Raw genomic sequence first — 22858 nt, forward strand, 5'->3', positions numbered from 1 at the left:
GTCGTCCGGTGCCATGGGGTCTCCCCAGGCCCGCAGGGCCGAGGGGAAGCCTCGGCGCGCTGCCGGGGCTCCCGTGTACTGGACGTACTTGGGTGCTCCGGCAGTGCGGCGAGGGGCGGTGCCGGGCGGCGCGGGTCAGGCAAGATCCGAAAGAGACGGCCTAACGGGGCAGCGGAGGCCGCTTCCCGGACCCTACGTGGGCGGCGTCGGCGGCCGCCGTGCCGTCCTCCCAGCCCGCGTGGTCGGTGGCGCCGCGCAGCCGGGTGGTCGTGGTCCGGGGGAACATCTCGTCGGCCCGGGACGTCACGGCGACGTCCCGCGCCACCAGGGCCGGCAGGTTGTCCGGGGCGTCGGCCACGGCGTGCTCGGCGGTCTCGGCGAGGCGGCGGCCGAGACGGCTGGCGTAGGCGAGCAGGAAGGACTGCCGGAAGGTCTTGGTCCGCTTGCGTCCGCCGGCCCGCTGCGCGGCCTCCGCCCGCGTCATCGCCGCCGTGCCCTGCACGAGCAGCGAGGTGTACAGCAGCTCCACCGCCTCCAGGTCGCTCTCGAAGCCGACCACCGTGGAGAACTCGAAGCCGCTGTTCCACACCGCCCGGCAGCGGTTGGCGGTGGCCACCGCGTCCAGCAGCACCGCCTTGGCCTCCTCGTACGGGGGCTCCACCCCGATCCGGCAGGCCCCGGGCACCTGCGCCGGGCCCCCGCCGCGCACCGCCAGCAGCGCCTCGTCCACCGTGTGCCGGGCCATCAGCTCCTGCGCCTTCGCGCTGAGCGCCTCCGCCTCCTCCGGGTACGTCGTCGCCTCCGCCTTCGCCAGCAGGGCGCGGATCCGGCCCAGCATGCGGGGCTCGATGTGTGCGTGCGCGTGCTCGAGCTCCGGGGCGCCGGGCAGCGGGCCGACGGGCTCGATGGAGGGCAGCCGGATCAGCAGGCGGCACACCTCCAGCACGGCGGTGGCCAGCGTGAACCGGTCCGCCTTGGCGCGCTGCGCGAGCTGCTCGGCGTACGCCTCGTCCCCGGTCCACCACACCTCGGCCTCGGTCCACCGCTCGGGGAGCCGTGCGTAGCGGCGGGCCTCGGCGGCGATCAGGTCGGCGGTGATCCCGAGGTGCAGCTCCTCCAGGTCCCGGCGGACCAGGCGCAGCACGTCGGCGGGCTGCCAGCCCCGCTCCCAGGCCTGGCGCACGTACGCCTCCCCGCGCGCCAGCAGCTCCCGCCCGACCCCGGCCCACCGGGCGGGCTCGGCGGCGAGCACCGAGGCGCCGGTGTCGAGCCCGGCGTCGTCCTGGGCGTAGAGGGCGGCCCCGAAGGCCCGGTCGACGATCTCGGCAAACTCACTCACCCCTTCAGCTTGACATGCCCCCGCCCCACCTTTTCGACGCGTGCCCCGCACCGCCCGGCCCTGGCGGGCCTCCCGGGCTTCGTCCCGCTGCGCCGGCCAAAATCCAGCCCCGCCGGCGTTTGAGGCGCGGGGGTCCGGGGGCTGGCCCCCGGCAACGCACCCGCACCTGACGGGGGCTCCCCGCAGTGGGACTTTCGGGGGCGGTCGGCCAGGGGTGCGGGTGCTGTCAGACCCCGGTGGGACACTCGCACCTGTGAGCGAGACAGCCGACGGCCCCCGCCCCTGGGCCCTCGCCGAGGACGGCGACGGGTGGTGGCACGCCGCGCCCGTACCCCCCTCCGGCGGCAGCCGGCTCCGGGTCCGCGACCCCGCCGAGGCGATCCGCGCCGCCCCGCCCGGCACCCGCTGGATCTGGCGGTCCACCGCCGCCGTGTACCCCCGCCTGCTCGCCGCCGGCGCCCGCGTCGAGCGCTGCTACGACGTCGAGGACGCCGAGCTGCTGCTCCTCGGTCACGAGGGCCGCTCCGGCGAGCCCCGCTCGGCGGCCGCCGCCTGGGCCCGCCTCACCGGCGCCCCGGTGCCCGCCGATCCCCCGGCGCGCGCGGCGGAGCCCGGTACCCAGGACTCCCTCTTCGACCCCCGCCCCGCCGTGCACGTCCCCCTCGACGCCCTGATCGCGGTCCACGCCGACCAGGCCCGCCGGCTCGCCGCGACCGCCCATCCCGACCGGATGCGGCTGCTCACCGCCTCCGAGTCGGCCGCGTTCCTGATCGCCGCCGAGATGCACCGCGCGGGCCTGCCCTGGCGGGCCGACGTGCACCGGGCCCTGCTGACGGAGCTGCTCGGCGAGCGGTACGCGGGCCGGGGGGAGCCCCGCCGCCTGGCCGAGCTGGCGCACGAGGTGTCCGTCGCGTTCGGCCGCCGGGTCCGCCCGGACCTCCCCGCCGACGTGGTCAAGGCCTTCGCCGAGACCGGCGTCAAGCTCCGCTCCACCCGCCGCTGGGAGATCCAGGAGCTCGACCACCCGGCCGTGGAGCCGCTGCTCGCGTACAAGAAGCTGTACCGGATCTGGACCGCCCACGGCTGGAGCTGGCTCGCGGACTGGGTGCACGACGGCCGTTTCCGCCCCGAGTTCATCCCCGGCGGCACCCTCACCGGCCGCTGGGTCACCAACGGCGGCGGGGCCCTGCAGATCCCGAAGGTGATCCGCAGGGCCGTCGTCGCCGATCCGGGCTGGCGCCTCGTGGTGGCCGACGCCGACCAGATGGAGCCGCGCGTCCTCGCCGCGATCTCCCGGGACCCGGCGTTCATGGAGGTGGCCGGCCGCCCCGAGGACCTGTACACGGGGATCTCCCGCCAGTCCTTCTCCGGCGACCGGGACAAGGCCAAGCTGGCCGTCCTCGGCGCCGTCTACGGCCAGACCTCCGGCGACGGCCTGAAGAACCTGGCGGCGCTGCGCCGCCGCTTCCCCCGCGCGGTGGCGTACGTGGACGACGCGGCCCGCGCGGGCGAGGAGGGCCGGCTCGTACGGACCTGGCTGGGCCGCACCTGCCCGCCGCCCGCCCGCTCCGCCGCCTCCGAGGACGACGACGGCGCGGGCGAGGCCGGGATCCCGCAGGACGCCCCGGACGACCGGACCGCCCCGGCGGACCGCGAGGACGGCTGGACCCCGAGCTACGCCTCCACCAACACCCGGGCGCGCGGCCGCTTCACGCGCAACTTCGTCGTCCAGGGCAGCGCCGCCGACTGGGCCCTGCTGATGCTGGCGGCGCTGCGCCAGTCCCTGTCCTCGGCCGGGATGCGGGCCGAGCTGGTGTTCTTCCAGCACGACGAGGTCATCGTGCACTGCCCCGAGGAGGAGGCCCCGGCCGTCGCGGAGGCGATCCGCGCCGCCGGCGACCGGGCGGGCCGGCTCTGCTTCGGCGACACCCCGGTCCGCTTCCCGTTCAGTACGGCCGTGGTGGAGTGCTACGCCGACGCGAAGTGAGCCCGCGTCAGCGGCCCAGCTCTTCCTGCCAGTGCCGGCTGAGCGCGACCTCCTTGAGCTGCTCCAGCGTGAGCACCGGGGCCGTACGGGAGGCCGGTCCGGCCTGCTTCGGGGAGTTGTACGCCGTCACCGTGACGCGGTACCCGTTCGAGCGCAGGGTGTCCACCGTCCACTTGACGGTGCCCGCGGCGGCGTTCTGGGCGGGACCCTGGGACACCTTCATCTTGACGCCGAGGGGCTGCGTGGTCGCGCCGGACGCGAAGTCCTTGGAGTCCGCCTCCTGCTGGATCCGGAGCTCGATCATCGAGCGGCCCTTGCCGTCGTCGAGGACCACGTACCCGTAGCCGCCGTCACCGCCCCGGTCGGCGACCGGGAACTCGTACGCGCGCAGCAGGTGTTCCAGGAAGTTCTCGGCGTCCAGCTCGCCCTTCTTGCCGGGGACGTGCTCGGCGGGCGCGGGGGGCAGGTCATTGAGGGCCGGGTGCCACTTGTCCGAGAGCACCACCGCCTTCAGCTCGGCCATGCTCAGCGGCGGGTCGGTCCGGGTGGGCTTGGCCTGCTTGCCCTGGGGCGCGTTGTTCTCGTTGGCGTCGATGAGGAAGCCCTGCGGGGTGACCAGGGTGGCCCGCCAGTTCTTCACGGACCTGCGCGAGTCGTCGTAGTCCCAGGCCTGGATGAGGAGCAGCCGGGAGCCGTCGGGCAGCGTCTCGTCGGTGCAGGAGTCGAACGTGACGTTCTTGCGGTCGGGGCAGGTGGTCATCTCGCGCGCCATCCCGCCGACGGGGTCGATGCGGGTGAGGCTGACGCCCATGCTCGCCCGGCCCTTGCCGTCGTCGAGGATCCCGGAGGCCAGCATCCCCGAGTCCTCGCTGCCCCGGCCCTGGGTGTCGGTCAGCTGCCGGCCCGGGGTCAGCGACTTCAGTACGTCGATCAGCTGGGCCCCGGTGACGGCGCCGGTGCCGGCCCGGCCGCCCGGATCCGGGGCGGGTGTCTTCTGGCGCGGCAGGGGCGGCGCCGCGGCGACGTCCGCGGGGCCGTCTCCCAGGCCGAACAGCCCGCCGCTCCAGGCGCCGACCGACCCGACGAAGGCCAGGGCCAGCACCGATCCGCCGGCGACGGCGGCCCGGCGGCGGGCCACCAGCCGCCGTCCGCGCCGTTCCCCGGCCTCCACCAGGGCGTTGGGGTCGGGGGTGAATCCGGCCCCCGCGTTCCGGAGGGCTTCGCCGAGCTCATCTTCAAAGGGCATAGGAAACGAAACCTTCCGCTTCTGGGTGAGGGGTGGGGCGACAAAGGGGGGCGGGCCGACGAAGTACCCGTCGGCCGCCGGCGGTGTCAGTGACCCGCGAACTCGGCCAGGTTGCCGCCCAGCTGCTCGCGCAGCCGGGTCAGCGCCCGCGAGGAGCGGGTCCGGACGGCCGCCGAACTGACCTTCATCGCGTCGGCGGTCTCCTCGACGCTGCGGTCCTCCCAGTACCGGAGCACCAGCACCGCCCGGTCCTTGGGCGCGAGCCGCCCCAGGGCCTCCAGCAGGGTCAGCCGCAGCGCCGGATCGGCCCCGGACACCGTCGGCGGGCCGCCCGGCTCGGGGAACTCCCCGACCGGACGCTCCCCCGCCGACCGGCGGCGCTGGTGGGTGAGGAAGACCCGCACCAGCACGGTCTGCGCGTACGCGGCCGGGTTGTCGACGCGTGAGATCCGCCCCCAGAGCAGGTACATCCGCCCCAGGGTCTCCTGCACCAGGTCCTCGGCGAGATGCGTGTCCCCGCTCGCCAGCAGACAGGCCGACCGGTACAAGTGCCCTGATCTACCCGCCGCGAACTCACGGAAACCGTCTCTGCGGCCCTGTCGCATGCACTCCCCCTCGCGTCCGTCTCACCCCATTGACGCGACGGCGCGGCGGAAATGTTTCACCCCTTCATCCGATTCATCCGAGGTCGTGGAAGTAGATGTGGAACGGGTCGCGGACGAAGCCCTCCGCCTCGTACAGCCCCTGCGCGACGTGGTTGTCGTAGGCGGTCTCCAGCTGCACCCCGGACACCCCCGCCTCCCGCGCCCGGCGCAGCACCTCGCGCAGCAGCGCCCGGCCCGCGCCGGTGCGGCGGCCGCGCGGGTCGACGTACAGGTCGCTCAGGATCCACATGGGGCGCAGGGCCAGCGAGGAGAAGGTGCGGTAGACCTGCGCGAGGCCGACCGTGCCCGCGCCGGGGACGTCGGCGAGCAGGACGAGGGACTCGTCCCTCGCGATCCGCTCGGCGAGGAACCGCCGGGGGAGGTCGGGGTCCTCGACCTTCACCTCGTAGAAGTCGAGGTAGCCGCGGAAGAGTTCCGCCGCCGCCTCGACGTCGGAGCCGCCGGCGACCCGCAGGGTCACCTGTGCGTCCCGTGCATCCAGTGCGTCCTGTGCGTCCATGTGTACGTCTTCTCCTTCGTCGATCCCGCGCGCCGCAGTCCATTGTGCGCGGGGCGGCGAAGGACCCGGCCCTGCCTGCCCGGTCAGCTGCCCGGGACGGGCTGGGCGGGCAGCTTGTAGACGTGGTCCGGGGTGACGATCTTCGTGATCGCCTCGCCGAAGAGCGTGCTGGGTTCCTCTCCTTCGGCGGAGATGTCCGTGTTGAGCATGACCACCATGGTGGCCTGCGCCTCGGGCAGGTACACCGCCAGCGACTGGTAGCCGGGGAGCGAGCCGTTGTGGCCGATCCAGCCGTCCAGGTTGAAGATGCCCAGGCCGTACCCGGTGTCGGGCAGGCCTCCCGCCGGGACCACCTTCAGGCGCTGGGCCTGGGTGGCGGGGGTGAGCAGGGTGCCGGTGGCCAGGGTCTTCGCCCAGCTGCGCAGGTCACCCAGGTCGGAGATCATCGCGCCGGCCGCCCAGCCCCAGGAGGGGTTCCAGCCGGTGGCGTCCTCGGTCTTCCCGGAGGCCGTCTGGTTGGTGTAGCCGTGGGCGTGCGGGGTCGGGAACTCGGCGCCCTTGGGGAAGAGCGTGTGCTTCAAGCCGGCGGGTTTGACGACCCGTTCGTTGACGTACTGCGCGAGCGGCTGCCCGCTGAGCTTCTCCACCACCAGCCCCACCAGGATCAGATTGGTGTTGCAGTACTCGAACTTGGCGCCGGGCGCGAAGTTCACCGGGTGCTCGAAGGAGTACGCGAGCAGCTCCTGCGGGGTGAACGGCCGCCGGGGGTCGCTCGTCAGGGCCTTGAAGAAGCCCTCGTCCTCGGAGTAGTTGAACAGCCCGCTGCGCATCTCGGCGAGCTGGCGCAGGGTGATCCTGTCGCCGTTCGGCACCCCGGCGACGTACTTCCCGACGGGGTCGTCCAGGCGCGCCTTGCCCGCGTCCACGAGCTGGAGCAGGGCCGTCACCGTGAAGGTCTTCGTCTCGCTGCCGATCCGCATGTACATGTCCGTGGCGATGGGCGCGCCGGTCGCCTTGTCGGCGATCCCGAAGGTACGGACGTACTCGCCCTTGCCCGGAGCCGACAGCGCCACCATCACCCCGGGCACCTTGGCCTGCGCCTGCACCTTCCGTACGGCCGCGTCGAGCTGGGCCGCCACGGCGGGCGTGAGCTGCGGGAACTCGTCGTCGACCGGCGCCGCCGCGGACACCCCGGGGGGCGCGGCAGCCTCCCACGCGGACCCGGCTCCCACACCGAGTGGCACCACCACCAGCCCCACCGCGGCCGCCCCGACCGCCGCACCACGCCACCGCGCGCTCACGCTCCTCATGCCCGGCCTCCTGCCCATGACGCCCGGCCCCGCCTCGCTATCCCTCCCAACGTAGCCCCGCCCCCACCCCCCGGCGACCGGGGACCGACCGCCGTGACCGGCTGCGAAGGACGCCGAAGCCATGGCCTATGTTGCGAAGGCAGAACCCGGGACCCCGTCGAGTCCGAGCCCTTCCCCACGTAAGGACCCATGACCTTGAACGTGTCCCGCCAGGACTACCCGACGGACTCCATGGCGGCCGTGGTCCCGGTGATGGAGCAGTCGCTGTCCGACTCGCTGGAGACGATCGAGACCTCGCACGACGCCAGGGCGGACGCGATCTGGGACTCGCTGAACGTCGTCCGCGTCCGCTGCGTCGGGGACCCCCACGCGCTCATGCCGGAGACCCGGGAGTCCTGGCTGCTGGCCATGCAGGTGCACTCGGCGGTCTTCGCGGCCGCGGCCACCGGCCAGGAGACGGTCACCTGCGAGATCCGCCAGGAAGAACGCCGGCTGGCCACCACGGGCCCACAGGTCCACCTGCACGCCGGCAACTGGGTCAACGCCTTCTACCTCGCGCTGATCTGCCGCGAAACGGCCCGCCTCGACATGCTGGCGCGGATCCCGGTGTCACTGCTGCGCGACTTCGGCGGCGCGTTCGACGAGTACCTCTACGCCTGGGTGGAGACCCTCCAGAGCTTCTGGCTCCACCGGGACGACCTTCGCGAACACCTGGTCCGCGCAGTGGACCTGAGCACCCCGGGGAAGGCCCGCGTCCTCGACCGGGCGGAGGTGAGCATGCTCCGCCGCCCGCCGATCATGATGCTGTACCGCTACCTGCGCAACGACCCCGCCGGCTTCGACGAGGCCCTGGCCGACGCCGTGCACCGGCACAAGCAGTACTGGACCGCGACCGAGGACCGCACCGTGAACATCACGGGCGTCGTGGCCATCGCCCCCCTGGCCCTCGCCTGCCTCGCCAAGGCCAACGGCTTCCCCATGGAAACCCGCTCCGCCTACCTCCCCGAAGCCCTCCTCGACTTCGCCCGGCACAACAAGCCCGACGCCTGACCCCTCACCCCGCCCGGACAGCCGCGCTGCTCCTCTTACCCCCCGCCGAGGCGCACGCCGGCGCCATCGGCTCGACGCCCGTCGCCGGCTTCGACTACCAGGTCGGCGGTGTCACCATGACGATCCCGACAGGCTGCATGTTCACCCACATCATCCGCGGCGAGGGCAAGAGGATCACCTACCAGAACGCCGGGGTCGACTGCGGCTTCGTCGGAGCCCTCAACTCGGGCTTCTGCAACTGGCGCATCGACTTCACCTACGCGGACACCGACAGCAAGACCTACCGCACCTCGCGCGGCAAGATGCACACCGAGTGCGAGATCCACCCGATGCGCGACAACGCACCCCAGACGCTGCCCCGCTACGGGAAGGCGTGCGCGCATCTGAACATCAACGGCGTGCGCCGGGTCAGCCAGTGCCACCACATCACGAAGTGAGCCGCACATGACCACCCCGCCGACTCCGCACGGCCCCGCCCCGGAAACCGAACGCCGCCGCGCCGGCATCGCCGCGTTCCTCGTCGCCGCCACCGCGTCCTTCGCCTTCTTCGCCTTCTTCCCCGGCCTCCCCCACGTGATCGACTGGGGGGCGATCCTCGTCTCCCTCACCGTCGGAGGGCTGGCCCGCTGGGCCCGACTGGTCCGCATCGACAAGAAGCGTCGCGACCTGGGCTGAACAAGAGCAGAGGCCCCAGCTCACGGCGCGTGAGCTGGGGCCTCTACAGAGCCGCCTGCCGGTCCGACACCCCGCACAGGAACTGCGGCAGGGCGGTGAGCGCCTCGGTCAGACCCGCTTCTTGCAGTCGCGGCCGGGGGCGGGGCGGCAGTTGCCCCAGGAGGTGTTGTCGATGTCGTTGTCGCCGGACACGATGTCGAAGTCGGGCTGCTCGACGAGGTCCGTCCGCGTCACCGGCGCCTCAACGCTGCTCACCGACGCCCGCACGGCTCCTCCGGGCAGCTCGCCGGCGGCAGCGGGGGTCGCGAGGACGCACAGGGCGGCCATGGCGGCGACGGCGGTGCCGATGGTGGTGCGTGCGAGGCGGTTCTTCACAACGAGTTCCTTCGTGCCATGGGGGGTGACGCGTCGATGTCGACCTGTTGATTCTTTCCGGCGCACCCTTCCCGTGACCAGGGGTTATCTCTGTCAGTAAAGTGTCATGTCCACCAGGGGACAGGGGGACGAAATGCCTGAAGCGGACATGCCGGGCAAGTGGTGCGGGTCGGGACGGGAGGGTGCCGCGCCCTCCGCGGTGACCTTCCCGGGCAACGCGTTCCCGTACGACTCCACCCACCCGGGCGACCCGGCGGAGGAGGCCACCGAACGCAGCGTCTACGGCCATATCCGCGCGCACGGCTGTCTCGACCCCGCCGTCCTGGCACAGGACCTCGGGATCGGCCTGCGGCCAGCCGACGCCGCCCTGTCCCGACTGATCCGGCGGCACCTGGTCCGCCCGGACGCCGATGACGCCTCGCGCGGCCGCGTGCTGTCCCCGCAAGCGGCCCTGGACCACATCGACACGGAGTTCGCGGCCCGTGTCGCGGCCGAGGCCCTCGCCCACCAGCAGCGCCTGGCGGCCCTGCGCGCGGACGTCCACCGCGTCACCCGTTCGACCGAGGACGAAACCCCGGGCTCCGCTTCGGACGCGGTGACCGTGCTGCCCGACCTCGTGGCGGTCAACGAGATGCTGGAGAAGGAGGCCGCCCGCTGCCGGTACGAGGTCCTCGCCTGCCAGCCCGGCACCGTCTCCCGCGACCCCGCCAACCTGGAGCCGGCCCTGGTCCGTGACCGCGCCCTGCTGGAGCGCGGCGTACGCATGCGCACCCTCCAGCAGCACGTCGTCCGCTTCCACGGCCCCACCCAGGCCTACGTACTCGCCGCCACCGCCCTGGGCGGCGAATACCGCACCGCCCACGAGCTGTTCGGCCGGCTCATCGTCTTCGACGACACCGTCGCCTTCCTGCCCACCGACACCGTCACCTCCGGCGCCGTCGTCGTGCGGGAGCCCCACCTCATCGCCTACCTCCGCTCCCTCTTCGAGCAGGCCTGGACGCACGCCACCGAATTCGTCGACCCCGCCGCACTCGGCGCCGAGGGCCTCGAACGGGTCGCCCGCGACATCGACACCACCCTGCTGAAACTCCTCGCCGCCGGCCTCAAGGACGAGACCATCGCCCGCCGCCTGGGCATGTCCCTGCGTACCGTGCGCCGTCACGTCGCCGACATCCTCGAGACCCTCGGCGCGCAGAACCGCTTCCAGGCCGCCGTCATCGCCACCCGCAACGGCCTCCTCGACCACCCGGACTCCCCGGACACCGGATCCGCCCCCGCCTGAGGCCCCCGGAGGCCGTACGCGGGGCTTCGGGCCGGATCACGGTCACGATCACCTCAATGATTCCCCGTCGCAAAGAACTTGGCGCTCCATCGCAGCTCCACTCCCCCTCAAGGTCCCTTTTGCGCCCTTCGTCCCCCTGTCCCCCAGCGGGTCTGACACTTTGATGACAGGCATTGTCCCTATTCACGTGGGGTGTGCACGGGCAAGAATCACGACATCGGCAGCGACGGCCCCGCCGCGCAAAGGATCCCCTTCGTGAACTGCCGCCCCTCGCTCCGCATTCTCAGCACCAGCGACTGCGGCTGCGACTGCGACTAGCCCCCCCCCCACCGGAGACTGACCATGTCCGTTCAGCGCATCGCCGTCCGCGTCCAAGCCGGAGACCCCATCTCGCGGTTGGGGGTCGCCGCCCAGCTGCGGACCCGGCCCGAGCTGCGCCTGGTCGAGGCCGCCGAGACCGACGACGCGGACGCCGTGCTGGTGGTCGCGGACAGCCTGGACCAGGAGGTCGTCGCCCAGTTGCGCGATCTGCAGCGGACCCTCTCCTCGGCGCTGGTCCTGGTGGTGTCGGTGCTGGACGACGCGGCGATGACCACCGCCGTGGAGTGCGGGGTGGTCGGCCTGGTACGCCGCTCCGAGGCGACCGCCGACCAGCTCGTGCACACGCTGGGCGCGGCCGTCCGCGGCGAGGGTGCGATCCCGCCGGACCTGCTGGGCCGGCTGCTCCAGCAGATGAGCCAGCTGCCGCGCCAGATCATGGACCGGCGCAGCCTGTCGTTCTCCGGCCTGCACCCGCGCGAGGTCGAGGTGCTGAAGCTGGTCGCCGACGGCCACGGCACCCGCGAGATCGCGGCCCAACTCGCCTACTCGGAGCGCACGGTGAAGAACGTCCTGCAGGACGTCACCAGCCGCCTCCATCTGCGCAACCGCACCCACGCGGTCGTGTACGCGATGCGACAGGGCCTGATCTGAGCCGCCCGGCCGGCGGCTGAAGCCACTGCCCTTAAGGGCAGCATTTCGGAAGGTTTATCTGCTCTTTCGGACGCTTGACCACACTCGAAAAATCGTGAGAGTGTCGAAAAATCGAAAGCGACTGAATAGCGCGAATACCTCAAGTGATATTCGCGCCGCTGCTTCCAGAGGCGCACGAGCCTCATCGGGATACGGGAAAGCTGTACGAAGAAAATGTGCACGCAGTCAACCTTGACGACCAATTGTCTGCACGACCCGTGCGACCCCACGCTCTACAGCGGAGGCGAGGTATCCATGCCAGTGAAGGACCGTAGGCTCGTTGTCCTCGATTTCGGCGGTGTTATCCGGGACTCCTCCGCCGGACTGCACGAGGGTTACCGGGCGGGATTCGCGAAGGTGGGGTTGCCGTTCGACTTCCGAATCGTGGACACATGGCATCTGCGGGGTATCGGCAAGTACGACATCGGCCTTGAGTGCATCAAGGTGCTCCTGTCTCTTCAGCTGGCGGGCGAGAACCACCGCCTCCCCGAAATCCTGGCGACAGAGGACGCGGAATCCGCCCTCGATCGGCTCACGGCATCCCTCGACGAGGAAACGGCCGAGCTCGCCGAGGAGATCCGGCTGGGCTACAAGGAGTTCTTCAACTCCGCTGCGGCAGGGCTCCTCGTCGGCATGTACCCGGGTGCGGAGGAAGCCGTCCACGGCCTGAAGGAGAAGGGCTACCTGGTGGCGCTCCTCACCAACGGGAACCGGGTCACCGTCGATCGCGATCTGCCTTTCGCCGACGCGTTCGACCTGATCGCCTCCGAGGACGATGTCGCGGCGAAGAAACCGTCCGGAAAGGGGCTCGTCCACATCATGAACGAACTCTCCGTCACAGCGGACGAGACGGTGTTCGTCTGTGATGCTCCGAACGACATCCATGCCGGACAGGATGCCGACGTCGCCTGTGTGGCGGTGCTGAGCGGGATGGGGCTGCTGCCTCATCTGGAATCCGCACGGCCCGACCACATCACCGAAAGCCTCGTGGAGTTCGTCTCCGCACTGCCCGTACGCGCAACGCCCGGCGAAACACGGCGCGCAGACGCCATCGGAGGAGCCTAATCATGGGATTTCACGGAGAAGTCGCCATAGTCACCGGCTCCTCTCGGGGAATCGGCCGAGCCGTGGCCGAACTGTTCGCCGCCGAGGGTGCCCGCGTCGTGGTGAACTACAGGAGCGACGAGGAGAACGCCAAGGAGGTGGTGAACACCATCACCTCGAACGGCGGTGAGGCGATGGCGGTCCAGGCCGACGTCGCGGAACCTGCTGACGTGGAGCGCCTGTTCAAGGAGGCGCTGGCGGCCTACGGAACCGTGGACGTCGTCGTGAACAACGCGGGGATCCTGGAGCCGAAGCCGTTCCTCGAACTCACCAAGCAGGACATCCTCTCCACGCTCGAGACCAACTTCGTGGGCGTGGCGCTGTGTGCCCAACAGGCCGCGAAGATCATGTTGGAGCGCGGGTCCGGCAGGATCGTCAACATCGCCTCGGTCAGCGGACTGGACAACTTCGGAACCGCGGGCAACATGCCCTACGCGGCCTCCAAGGCGGCGGTCCTCAACCTCACCGGCGTGCTGGCCAAGGCCCTCGCCCCGCACGTCCTGGTCAATACGGTGGCACCCGGCTTCGTCGAGACGGGGATGGGCCACTCTCCGGAATACGAGCAGCTGGTGACGGCGGTTCCCCTGGCGCGGCTGGTCCAGCCGCGAGAGGTCGCCGAGGCCTGTCTCTTCCTCGCGTCCGGCGGATCCAGTGCCATGACCGGAGAGACCCTTGTCGTGGACGCCGGATTCCGGCTTCGATGAGCGGCTCGCAGCGCGGCTCGCAAGACGGCTCACAGCGCGGCGGAATGTACGACTGCGTCATCATGTGCGGCGGGCTCGGTAACCGCTTGAAGCCGCTGACCCACGACACGGTGCCGAAGCCCTTGGTGAGGGTCGGCGGCCGGGAACTCATCACCTACGCCATCGATCTCCTCGGTCCGGCTTTCATACGCCAGGTGATCTTCGCGGTCGACCACCATGCCGATCAGCTCCAGGCCTGGCTGGAGTCCGCGGCCCTGTCGTACGAGACCCGGCTCTCCTTCCAGGAGCAGCCCGGATATCTCAACGCGGTCGAATGCGCCATGCGCGAATCCGGCGCGGAAACAGTGCTCTTCTGTCACGCGGATGAGATCAAACCCGGCCTCAGGCTCGATCGCGCCCTGGCACACCACTCGGCGTCGGGGCTGCCGGCCACCGTGGTCACCACGTACGCCGACCGCCTGTACCGCCACTGGGTCGTTTCCGGCGACGAATCCTCCCAGCGGGTGACGGACATCGCCATCTGCCCGGACGACTACCGCCGCACCCCGGACCAGAACGGACTGGTGCTCGCCGGCGCACTGATCCTGGACAAGGCGGCCTTCCCCCGGTTCGACCCGGAGCTGAGCCTCGACTATCTGGGCATCGTCCGCCCACTCATCGACGCCGGAGAGCTGGGCTACTTCGTGAGCCCGACGGAAGCGCTCTTCAACATCAGCACCCAGGAAGAGTACGAGGATGCGATCGCCTACGTCTCCGGCGAACCTGCCGGCGGCAGAACTCGACTGATGGAGGGCTAATATGCAAGATTTCGAAGATTCGTCACCGATCGCTTCCGACCGCGCGGCTCTGCGGGAAAGGCTCCGCGCGGAGGGCTATCTGTTCTTCCGCGGTCTCATGGACCGCGATGTCATTCACGAGCTGGCCGCGCAGACGAAGGCAACGCTCGGTGAGAACGGCTGGTTCGAACCCGGTACGCAGGAACTGGCCCTGCCGCCGCGCATCGGGGAGGCCGGCAGGTCACCGCACGGCGACCCGGGATACGAAGGCGCGGTAGCGCTGGACGCCTTCCAGGGGCTGAGCTACAACGCGCAGCTGAGGCAGCTCATGAGGACGCTCATCGGCGATGACGCGTTCCCCCTGCCGTCCTGGGCGCAGCGCAGCGCCGAGAATCCGTATCCGGCCCGGGCCAGCGTGCTGCGCACGGTGTATCCGCAGTCGCTGGTGTCCGTGCACAACGGTATGTACGAGCACCAGGACTACCGGGTCTTCGGCGTCGTGGACATGTTCACCGCGTGGATCCCGCTCATACCGATCGACCGCACCATGGGCGGGCTGGCCGTGCGTCCCGGAGGACATGCCAACGGGCAGTTGACCGATCGCCTCCTGGTGGACGCCGGCAGCGGCTGGGCCACGACCGACTACGAAGTCGGCGACGTCCTGGTGTTCCACGCGCTGACGCCGCACGCGGCATTGCCCAACAACAGCGATCGTCTCCGTCTCTCGGCGGACACCCGTTTCCAGTCGACGCGGGCACCGCTGGTCAGCGCCTTCGCCTACGGCATGCGTGACAGCCCTGAATTCATCGACGCCCCCTTCATGCGCAATGAGTGGTGGGAGCCCGTTCCCGAAACGGTGAAGGTCGTCGATCGTGAGCTCTTCGAAGCCGAACCGCCGCTGAGCGCGTCCGAGTTCGTACCGATCCCGGGGCATCCGGAGATCTGAGGTTTCGCAAGGCGTCACCTCTGCCCGAAAGGGCAGGACGGAAGATCATGTTCTGCCCTTTCGGACGTTGATCACCGATAGAAAATCGTGGGAATATCAAGGCAGAAAGTTCGAGCGGCCGGAACGGGGGGGATGATGAAGCGCAACGCGAATGTGAAGCCGATATCGGTCAGGCTGGCCGAATTGGCGGCCGAATCCCCGGACCACCCGGCGATCGTCGAGGTCACCGCGGGCGGGACGTACAAGGAGATTTCGTACCGCCGGTTCGTCGACGAGGTGTCGGAGCTCGCGGAACTCTTCCGCACCTGGGCCGCTGGTGGGGACACGGTGATCTGCCACCCCGCGACCGTATCCGCCGCATCGGCGAAAATCGTCCTGGCCGCCTTGTGCGCCGGGGTCACGATCCTCCCGCATTCGCCGCAGCTCGAAGGCGAAACCTTGTCCGAGGCGTTGGACAACGCGGGAATCGATCCTCGGACGCGCAGTGTGCAGGTCCCCGGAACATCGATATCCGGCGGGGATTCCGCCGCCGTTGTCCACCTTTCGCGCTGGTCGCGCGAAACCGGGGAACAGCGTCCGCGGTACCTCCTGGCCACCAGCGGATCCACGGGAATTCCGAAGATAGTTCCGTTCTGGGATTTCGGATCCTACGATCCGCGGACCGTACCCGACCTCGTATTCCGCGCTTGTGGCTGGCAGAGCGGGCAGAAGCAGCTCCTCACGCTTCCGATCTACCACATAGGCACAGTGGCCGCACTGGTACAGGGTGTGCTCGACGGGAACCAGCTTTTCCTGGCGAACCGTCTGGACCCCGAGGATCTGCTCACCGCGATCTCGGAGTGCCGGATCGAGTGGCTCATGCTGACCCCGAACTACCTGCGGAGCCTGCTGCCGGCCGCCGAGCGGCACCCCGAGCGGCTGAGCAGTCTGCGAGGGCTGCTGCACACCGCGCTCCCGTGTCCCGCGCCGCTGAAACACGCATGGCTGGGCCTCCTCGGAGGCGAACGCCTCTTCGAGATGTACGGAGGCACCGAAGGCGTCGGGGTCACGGTGATCAGTGGTTCCGAGTGGCTCGCGAAGCCCGGATCGGTCGGGCGCGGACTGCTGACGGAGATCCGGATCGGCGACCCGCAGGGACAGGAGCGGGTGGAGGACGGCATAGGCCGGATCTACCTCCGCCGCCTGGGCGGCTCCGCCCGCGACCGCTCGGCGACTCCCTGGCTCCAGAGCACCTCTGACGGCTTCGTGAGCCTGGGCGACATGGGGTGGGTCGACGAGGACGGGTACCTCTACGTCTTCGACCGCGCCGCGAACCGGGCCGCCACGGCCACCGGGGTCGCATGGCTCGGACGTCTGTCGCTGGTCCTGCGGACCCACCCGGACATCCTCGACGCCGAATGCATCGCACTCCCGGGTGCCGGCGACGGCGAGACAGGGGTCCTGCTCGTACCGCGCGACCCCGTGGCCGGCTTCGACCTTTCCGAGGTCCAGAGGTTCTGTGCCGCGCAGCTCGACGGCCAGGAGCTTCCCCGGACCTGCCTCCGGGTGGACGGGATTCCCCGGTCGGAGATCGGCAAGCCTGACGCCGTGGCCATCAAGGCGATCTTCAATTCAGCCCGAACAGGAGGTTCCTCATGAATCGACAGCTCGACGCTTCACTCCTTCGCAAGTGCCCTGACGTTCTGGGCGCCTCCTTGCGGGAGGACCCCGAGCTCACCGTCTACATCTCCACGAGGGGCGACCGGTCCGGTGTGGACGTCCGTGCGGCTTTTCGCAGCTGCTACGGAGTCGACGTCCGACGGGTGCGATTCGTCCGAGGCCTCCTGTGGCCGGCAGAGGGCTGGTGCGACTACCGTCCGGATTCGGACGGCGTGTCCCCCGCATCTCAGGCCGAATACGTCTACGTTCCGCCCTCGGACCCGCTGGAGAAGGCGCTCGTGGAGTTCTGGGAGGAGCTCCTCGAAATACGGGGCCTGGGTGTCTCCGACAGTTTTTGGGAGTGCGGCGGTGACTCCCTCGGCGTCGTCGAGACGATCGTCTTCCTGGATCGCGAATACGGCGTCCCACTCAACTTTTTCGAAATCGGCGACAGTTTCACCGTCGCCCGGCTGGTGACGCTCATCCGCGAGCGGTCACCCCGATAAAGACTCATCCTCGCCCGGGCTGTCATGCGTACTCAGGCAGCCTGGGCAGTGGATGAAAACACAAGCACCGAGACCCATCAAGGGGGTGAACAGCATGGAGTACTTCAACACTGAGTCGGTGGACATCGAGTTCCTGTCCGACGACGCGCTCGACGACATCGTCGGCGGCGCTGCGGGCCGTTGCGTGATGTAAGCAATAACTGACTCTTGGCTGGCGCCCGGATTTCCGGGCGCCAGCCAAGATCATCAGTGACGTGGAGACGATGACGATGCACCACCAGGGCCAGGAAACAGCGCCGCTCACATTTCCGCAGCTTTCGATGTTCCAGGCCCTGCGCGATGACATGGGCGCCATGTCGACCATCGAGGTCTCGTACCGCATCGACGGTCCCCTCGACGTAGCGGCGTTCATCGAGAGCGTCGGCGAGGTGATCCGGAGCCACGACGCCCTGCGGTTGGCGGTGTGCGAATGCGGGGGTTCGGAGCCGCACCAGTGGGTGAGGGCCACACCCCCGCTGGGCGAGCTGGTCACCTGCCAGAAGGTCAAGGCCTCCTCCGAGGAGCGCTTCTCCCGCTACGTCGTCGCCCTGGCCACGAAGGACGCCGCTGAAGCCTGGGATCCGCGGACAGAGCTCCCGTTCCGGTTGCGGCTGCTGCAGTACTCGCCGGGGGTCCACGCCTTCATCGCGACGTTCTCGCAGCTCGCGGTGGACGGCAGTGTGCGCGCGGTCTTCGGCCGTGAGCTGTGGCGGGCCTACCGTCGGCGCCGCGGCGATCACGACGCCGCCGCCGAACCGACCCTGCAATTCATGACGTTGGCAGCGGGCCGCGATCACGCGCCCATCGAAGCCGGCGCCACGGCCGACTTCTGGCGGCGCCAGTTCGCCCGCCTGCCCCAGGACCGGGATTTCCTCACCTCCACCACTCCCGAGACGGCTGAAGCCGGCATCACGGAGAAGGACTTCGTCCTCGAGGGCGAGCGACTCCACTCGATGCGGACCACGGCGAGGTCGAACAACGCCACTGAGCTCATCTGGATCCAACACGCTTTGGCGAGCACCGTGTTCGACCACACCGACGCGGACTCCCTGGCCCTCTGGATACCGGTGGACACCCGGAGCATCCGGGAACGGCGCCTCCTCGGCATGCTGACCTTGAGCCTGCCGCTGGTCGTCGACCGGGGTGCCACGTCCCCCGAGCTCGTCCGAGCGCTCACCGACGACTGGCTCGCCGTACTGAAACACCGTCGGGTCACCCGTGAGATCGCCGGGGCCAGCGGGGCGGCCGGCCTCGGCAAGCTGGTGGGCGGGCCGGAACGCGCGGTGCGGATCGCCTACGTGGGCCACCCCCAGCAGACGGTGCGGACCCCGCTGAACGATCTCGTGCTGAGCTACGGCGCCTACGCGCCCTCGCGTGAGCGCGCCGTCGCCGGAGTGCACCTCAAGGTCGGCAGCTGGACCGATCGCGTCGAATTCCATCTCACTTTCAACCGGGCCCGGATCACCGATGCCGCCGCCCAGGAGATGACGGCTGACATCGAGCGACTCCTGGTGGGCTGAGCCGACCTCCGCCGCCCACCACCGCACGTCCGATGATTCCGCCACCTCCGAAGGGAGCCGCCGTTCATGACCGAAACCGATGACGTGACCGAAGCCGGGCAGTCCAAGCCCTCGGCATCGGCCCCCGAAGGCCGGGCCCGGTTCAGTCGTCAAGCCGCCGAGAAGCGTGCCTCCGTACGCCGTTGGGGAGATGCCCTCTCGCTGCCCGGCTTGCGTGAGCAGCGGCAGCGCAGGAGCCTGCGCGGACTCGCCACAGCGGCCTCGAACCTGCTCACCGCCCGGCGCGGCCCGAAGGTGCCCGTCTTCTACCAGACGGAAAGCGCCGACTGCGGTCCCACCTGCCTCGCGATGGTGCTGGCCTTCCTCGGCATCGACGTGGACATCGCGGCCGTGCGGCGCCAACTGGTCGCCGGCCACGGAGGAGTCTCGGCACGGGCCCTGCTCCAGACGGCCAGGCACTTCGGGGCGCTCGGGCGTGGCGTACGGGTCGGCGTCGCGGGGCTCAGCCGCCTGCGGAGCGGCAGCATCCTGTTCTGGAACTTCGACCACTTCGTGGTCCTCGAACAGGTGACCTCCACGCACGTCTACATCGTCGACCCCGCCATGGGACGACGACGCCTCAAGCTGGAGGAGGTCGCGGACGCCTTCACCGGCGTGGCCCTCGAGTTCGAAGCACCGCTCGTCGACCGCGCGCCGGTGCGCCGCCGTGGATTCGGTGTGGCGCAGAGCTCCTGGCGCTACCTCAACCTGTTCATCACCCGGGACCGCCGCTGGATCAGCCTGATCGTCGCGTCGTTCCTGCTGATCGTCTTCAACTTCGCCACTCCCTTCGCGACCTCGTACGTGGTCGCGCACACGGGTGGCGGAAGCCGGCCGGGGCAGGCGATCGTCATCCTCTGCTGCGCGCTCGTGGGATGCGTCTCGTTCGCGCTCCTTCAGATACTCCGCGGCCTGGCGCTCGTCTCACTTCAATCGCTGGCGGACCGCCGCGTCACGCTCGGTGTGTTCGGGCATCTGCTGTCGCTGCCCTACGAGTACTTCACCAGGAGGAACCCCGGCGATCTGGGAATGCGGGTCCGCACCAGTACGGCGGTCCGGCAAGTACTCACCAACGCGGCGCTCTCCGGCATGTTCGACGGCGCGCTGGTGCTGTTCTACCTGATCATGCTCCTGGTGGTGGACCTGCAGTTCGCCCTGCTCAGCATGGGGCTGGCCCTCGCGATGGTGCTCGTCCTCTTCTTCTTCTGGAAGAAGCAGCGCTACCTGTCCGCCGAGGAGCTGGAGCACCAGTCGATCGCGGAGGGCTCGCTCCTCGAGCTGCTGGACGGACTCCAGACGATCAAGGCGTGCGGCCTGGAGGACACCGCGCACGACCGCTGGAGCCACAGCGTGGTCGACGAGATCAACCACCGCGGGCGAAGCCGGCGCAACCAGGTCATCGGCTCGGCGATGAGCGCGACGATCCAGTTCTTCGCCCCCCTCGCGGTGCTCGCCCTGGGGTACTACCGGATCGCGAGCGGTACCGAGTCGCTGAGTTCGGTGGTCGGGTTCACCGCGCTCGCCGTCGGGATGTTCGTGCCCCTGGCGAACCTGGTGCACAGCGCGCTGCAGGTCGCCGGTCTCGGCGCGACGCTCTCCAGGCTGACGGACATCCTGGGCACCGAACCGGAAGAACGCCCCGCGGACGCCACACCGCTGGACGACGTCAGCGGTCCCGTCGAGGTACGCGACGTGTCGTTCAGCTACGCCGGCAGCAAGGACCCGATCCTCCGAGAGGTCGACGTCCGCTTCGAGGGCGGGACGTTCACCGCCATCCTCGGCAGGTCGGGCTCCGGCAAGTCGACGCTGGCATCCGTCATCGCCGGCCTCCAGATCCCGAGCAGCGGATCGGTCCACCTCGCCGGCGTGCCGATGACCGAACTCGACCGGGTGTCGCTCCGGCGCTCGATCTCCTACATCGCCCAGGACGCCAGGCTCTTCGCCGGCTCGATCCGGGACAACATCACCTACGCACTGCCCGGGGCGCCGCTGGACGAAGTGATCCAGGCGGCGAAGCTGGCCTGCGTCCACGACGACATCATGGCGCTGCCGATGCGCTACCAGACACAGCTCGGCCCGGGCGGCCTCGGCATGTCGGGCGGTCAGCGCCAGCGCATCGCCCTCGCCCGCGGGTTGATCCGCAAGCCGCAGCTCCTGGTCCTCGACGAAGCGACGAGCGCGCTGGACAGCGCGACCGAGAAGGCGATCTTCGACGGGCTGGCCGCGTTCGACCACACCCTGATCGTCATCGCGCACCGCCTGTCGGTGCTCGAGGCCGCGGACCAGGTCGTCGTCGTCGATTCCGGCCGGGTCGTCGCTCAGGGCGAGTACGAGGACCTCATGGCCAACTCTCCGATCATGCGCACCCTCGCGACCGGTCACGGGGAACTCCAGGCCTGAAACGGTCATCCGTTCCGCAACTGAAGGGAAGTGGCGATTTGCTCTCCGAAGCAAAAAATCAAATGTTGACCCGGGTCGGCCCGGGGACTCCCATGGGCGAACTGATGCGACGGTACTGGCACCCGATCGCCGCTGTCTCGGAGCTCGCCGAGAAGAGGGTGAAGCCGGTCCGGCTGATGGGTGAGGACCTGGTCCTCTACCGGACCGCCGGCGACGAGTACGGCCTCATCCAGCGCCAGTGCCCGCACCGCCGCGCCGATCTCGGCCAGGGCTGGGTGGAGGGCAACAGCCTGCGCTGCTCGTACCACGGCTGGAAGTTCGACCAGGCCGGCTCCTGCGTGGAGCAGCCCTACGAGGACATGGCCGAATCGGCCACGCCGTTCCGGTCCAAGGTGAAGGTCACGTCCTACCAGGCGGTCGGGTTCGCCGGCATGATCTGGGCCTACATGGGACCGTCTCCGGCGCCCCTCATCCCGATGTTCGAGCCGTTCACCTGGAACCGCGGGTTCGTCCAGATCATCCTGACAGAGCTTCCGTGCAACTGGTTGCAGGGCCACGAGAACTCCGTTGACCCCGTGCATTTCGAATGGCGGCACACCAACTACGTGGCACGCGAGGCGAATCCCGCGAGCCCGGAATACGGGCCCCGCCACACCGGCATCGAGTTCCAGGAATTCGAGTTCGGGATCGCTGTCGCACGTCAGGCCGAGATGGTCAAGATCCCGGCCGCCCCGGTCGCGCCGACGAGCCGGCTGGAGGAGAGCGGGGTCGCATGCCTGTGGCCCAACGCCCTGTACGTCGGCAGCAGCATCGAATGGCGCATCCCGGTCGACGACACGCACACGCTCAATGTCGTCTGGCACTACTCGGCGATCCCGACGGACATGCCCGAGGCCGAGCAGGCAGAGATCCCGTACTGGTACGGCCCCGTCTACGACGACGACGGCGAGATCCTGACCAGCCACATCCAGAACCAGGACTTCGCGGCCTGGATCGGCCAGGGAGAGATCGCGGACCGCAGCAAGGAGCACCTGGGCCGCAGCGACGAAGGGCTCATCATGCTGCGCAAGAGGCTCTTCGCGGACATGGAACGCGTCCGCAACGGCGAGGACCCCCAAGGCATCGTGCGCGACCCCGCGTTGAACGAATGCATCGCCCTCCCGCTGGACGTCCACCAGGTCTACAACCGCGAAGGCTCCGACCGCGCCTTCTTCGAAGAGCGACTCCGGCGCGTGTACAACTGGCGCCTGAGCGACGACCCGTCCTACATCGCCCAGGCGGGCCAGCCGGAGTCCGTACGCCGCGCGTTCGAGAAGGCCATGGGCCTCAGCGAGAACTTCTTGGACGACTGACACCGACCGCGGTGCGAGCCCCAAACCCGGAGCCCTTCCTACGAGGGGCTCCATCGGTGTTTTCACGGCCCACCACCGACGGCCGTAGTGGACTGCCGCTCGGGGCAGCACACCACATCCCGGATCATCGCCGCACTCGCCACCACGGCTACGCCGGCCGCCTTACCTCCCGCCGAGGCCCACGCCGGCGCCCGCCGCCGCGGCGGAATCACCGCGTTCCTCGCCGTCGGAGGACTCGCCCGCTGGGCCCGGCAGTCCTACATGACGCGAAAGCACACCATCCCCAGGTGAGACCTTCTGGTCCTCGGGGCTGAGCGGATCCACTTCCGGATCGACGTTCGCCGGAAAAACCGCCGAATTACTGAGGGAATTGGCGGACCGCAGATGGCAGACGG

At 69.7% G+C, this 22858-nt stretch carries 21 protein-coding genes; 15 read left to right on the forward strand and 6 right to left on the reverse strand.

Going from position 1 to position 22858, the window contains the following annotated elements; translation table 11 throughout:
- Positions 1-160: 160 nt before the first annotated feature.
- Positions 161-1339 (reverse strand): DUF2786 domain-containing protein, encoded by a 1179-nt coding sequence (locus tag OOK31_RS18730; RefSeq protein ID WP_267088412.1) that lies wholly within the window; start codon positions 1337-1339, stop codon positions 161-163.
- A gap of 253 nt (positions 1340-1592) precedes the next feature.
- On the opposite strand from OOK31_RS18730, the gene OOK31_RS18735 reads away from it, so the two are divergent.
- Positions 1593-3326, forward strand: a complete 1734-nt coding sequence (locus OOK31_RS18735; protein WP_267088413.1) for a bifunctional 3'-5' exonuclease/DNA polymerase — start codon at positions 1593-1595, stop codon at positions 3324-3326.
- A gap of 7 nt (positions 3327-3333) precedes the next feature.
- Here the strand turns inward: OOK31_RS18735 and OOK31_RS18740 are convergent, their stop codons facing one another.
- The 4 genes from OOK31_RS18740 to OOK31_RS18755 all read right to left on the reverse strand — a co-directional run bounded on the left by OOK31_RS18740 (position 3334) and on the right by OOK31_RS18755 (position 7037).
- Positions 3334-4572 carry a hypothetical protein gene (locus tag OOK31_RS18740; protein WP_267088414.1) on the reverse strand — a complete coding sequence of 413 codons (1239 nt, stop codon included), beginning with the start codon at positions 4570-4572 and terminating at the stop codon, positions 3334-3336.
- An 86-nt stretch (positions 4573-4658) separates the two neighbouring features.
- Positions 4659-5177, reverse strand: coding sequence for a SigE family RNA polymerase sigma factor (locus tag OOK31_RS18745; RefSeq protein WP_267088415.1), 519 nt, complete (start codon positions 5175-5177; stop codon positions 4659-4661).
- Between the two features lie 73 nt (positions 5178-5250).
- Positions 5251-5736: a GNAT family N-acetyltransferase gene (locus OOK31_RS18750; RefSeq protein WP_267088416.1), complete on the reverse strand. Its 486-nt coding sequence runs from the start codon at positions 5734-5736 to the stop codon at positions 5251-5253.
- Between the two features lie 83 nt (positions 5737-5819).
- The gene (locus OOK31_RS18755; RefSeq protein ID WP_267088931.1) at positions 5820-7037 is read right to left on the reverse strand and encodes a serine hydrolase; all 1218 of its coding nucleotides are present in this window, start codon (positions 7035-7037) and stop codon (positions 5820-5822) included.
- A 198-nt stretch (positions 7038-7235) separates the two neighbouring features.
- Between OOK31_RS18755 and OOK31_RS18760 the strand changes: the two genes are divergently transcribed.
- The 3 genes from OOK31_RS18760 to OOK31_RS18770 all read left to right on the forward strand — a co-directional run bounded on the left by OOK31_RS18760 (position 7236) and on the right by OOK31_RS18770 (position 8771).
- The gene (locus OOK31_RS18760) at positions 7236-8096 is read left to right on the forward strand and encodes an immunity 49 family protein (protein WP_267088417.1); all 861 of its coding nucleotides are present in this window, start codon (positions 7236-7238) and stop codon (positions 8094-8096) included.
- Between the two features lie 116 nt (positions 8097-8212).
- A complete protein-coding gene (locus OOK31_RS18765) occupies positions 8213-8533 on the forward strand; it encodes a hypothetical protein (protein ID WP_267088418.1) in 321 nt (106 codons plus the stop codon).
- Positions 8534-8540: 7 nt separating this feature from the next.
- Positions 8541-8771 (forward strand): hypothetical protein, encoded by a 231-nt coding sequence (locus OOK31_RS18770; RefSeq protein ID WP_267088419.1) that lies wholly within the window; start codon positions 8541-8543, stop codon positions 8769-8771.
- A 108-nt stretch (positions 8772-8879) separates the two neighbouring features.
- Here the strand turns inward: OOK31_RS18770 and OOK31_RS18775 are convergent, their stop codons facing one another.
- Entirely contained in the window at positions 8880-9146 is a 267-nt protein-coding gene (locus tag OOK31_RS18775; protein WP_267088420.1) for a hypothetical protein, read from the reverse strand.
- 133 nt (positions 9147-9279) lie between these two features.
- Between OOK31_RS18775 and OOK31_RS18780 the strand changes: the two genes are divergently transcribed.
- The 11 genes from OOK31_RS18780 (at position 9280) to OOK31_RS18830 (ending at position 22463) form a co-directional block, all read left to right on the forward strand.
- Entirely contained in the window at positions 9280-10428 is a 1149-nt protein-coding gene (locus OOK31_RS18780; RefSeq protein WP_267088421.1) for a response regulator transcription factor, read from the forward strand.
- A gap of 342 nt (positions 10429-10770) precedes the next feature.
- Positions 10771-11400, forward strand: a complete 630-nt coding sequence (locus tag OOK31_RS18785) for a response regulator transcription factor (RefSeq protein WP_267088422.1) — start codon at positions 10771-10773, stop codon at positions 11398-11400.
- Between the two features lie 294 nt (positions 11401-11694).
- Positions 11695-12504, forward strand: coding sequence for an HAD family hydrolase (locus OOK31_RS18790; RefSeq protein ID WP_267088423.1), 810 nt, complete (start codon positions 11695-11697; stop codon positions 12502-12504).
- A gap of 2 nt (positions 12505-12506) precedes the next feature.
- Complete coding sequence (locus OOK31_RS18795) at positions 12507-13247, forward strand: SDR family NAD(P)-dependent oxidoreductase (RefSeq protein WP_267088424.1); 741 nt, start codon at positions 12507-12509, stop codon at positions 13245-13247.
- Positions 13244-14044, forward strand: a complete 801-nt coding sequence (locus tag OOK31_RS18800) for an NTP transferase domain-containing protein (protein ID WP_267088425.1) — start codon at positions 13244-13246, stop codon at positions 14042-14044. Before OOK31_RS18795 ends, OOK31_RS18800 begins: the two co-directional genes overlap by 4 nt.
- A gap of 1 nt (position 14045) precedes the next feature.
- The gene (locus OOK31_RS18805) at positions 14046-14969 is read left to right on the forward strand and encodes a phytanoyl-CoA dioxygenase family protein (RefSeq protein WP_267088426.1); all 924 of its coding nucleotides are present in this window, start codon (positions 14046-14048) and stop codon (positions 14967-14969) included.
- A 132-nt stretch (positions 14970-15101) separates the two neighbouring features.
- Positions 15102-16607 carry a class I adenylate-forming enzyme family protein gene (locus OOK31_RS18810; protein WP_267088427.1) on the forward strand — a complete coding sequence of 502 codons (1506 nt, stop codon included), beginning with the start codon at positions 15102-15104 and terminating at the stop codon, positions 16605-16607.
- Positions 16604-17113, forward strand: coding sequence for an acyl carrier protein (locus OOK31_RS18815; protein WP_267088428.1), 510 nt, complete (start codon positions 16604-16606; stop codon positions 17111-17113). Before OOK31_RS18810 ends, OOK31_RS18815 begins: the two co-directional genes overlap by 4 nt.
- 263 nt (positions 17114-17376) lie before the next feature.
- Positions 17377-18672 carry a condensation domain-containing protein gene (locus tag OOK31_RS18820; RefSeq protein ID WP_267088932.1) on the forward strand — a complete coding sequence of 432 codons (1296 nt, stop codon included), beginning with the start codon at positions 17377-17379 and terminating at the stop codon, positions 18670-18672.
- A gap of 66 nt (positions 18673-18738) precedes the next feature.
- Positions 18739-21111, forward strand: coding sequence for a peptidase domain-containing ABC transporter (locus OOK31_RS18825; protein ID WP_267088429.1), 2373 nt, complete (start codon positions 18739-18741; stop codon positions 21109-21111).
- A gap of 92 nt (positions 21112-21203) precedes the next feature.
- On the forward strand, positions 21204-22463 hold the full coding sequence (locus OOK31_RS18830) for an aromatic ring-hydroxylating dioxygenase subunit alpha (protein WP_267088430.1): 1260 nt from the start codon (positions 21204-21206) through the stop codon (positions 22461-22463).
- Positions 22464-22858 lie beyond the last annotated feature (395 nt).

Origin of the sequence: Streptomyces sp. NBC_00249, from assembly GCF_026342355.1 — a bacterium.
GTDB lineage: Bacteria > Actinomycetota > Actinomycetes > Streptomycetales > Streptomycetaceae > Streptomyces.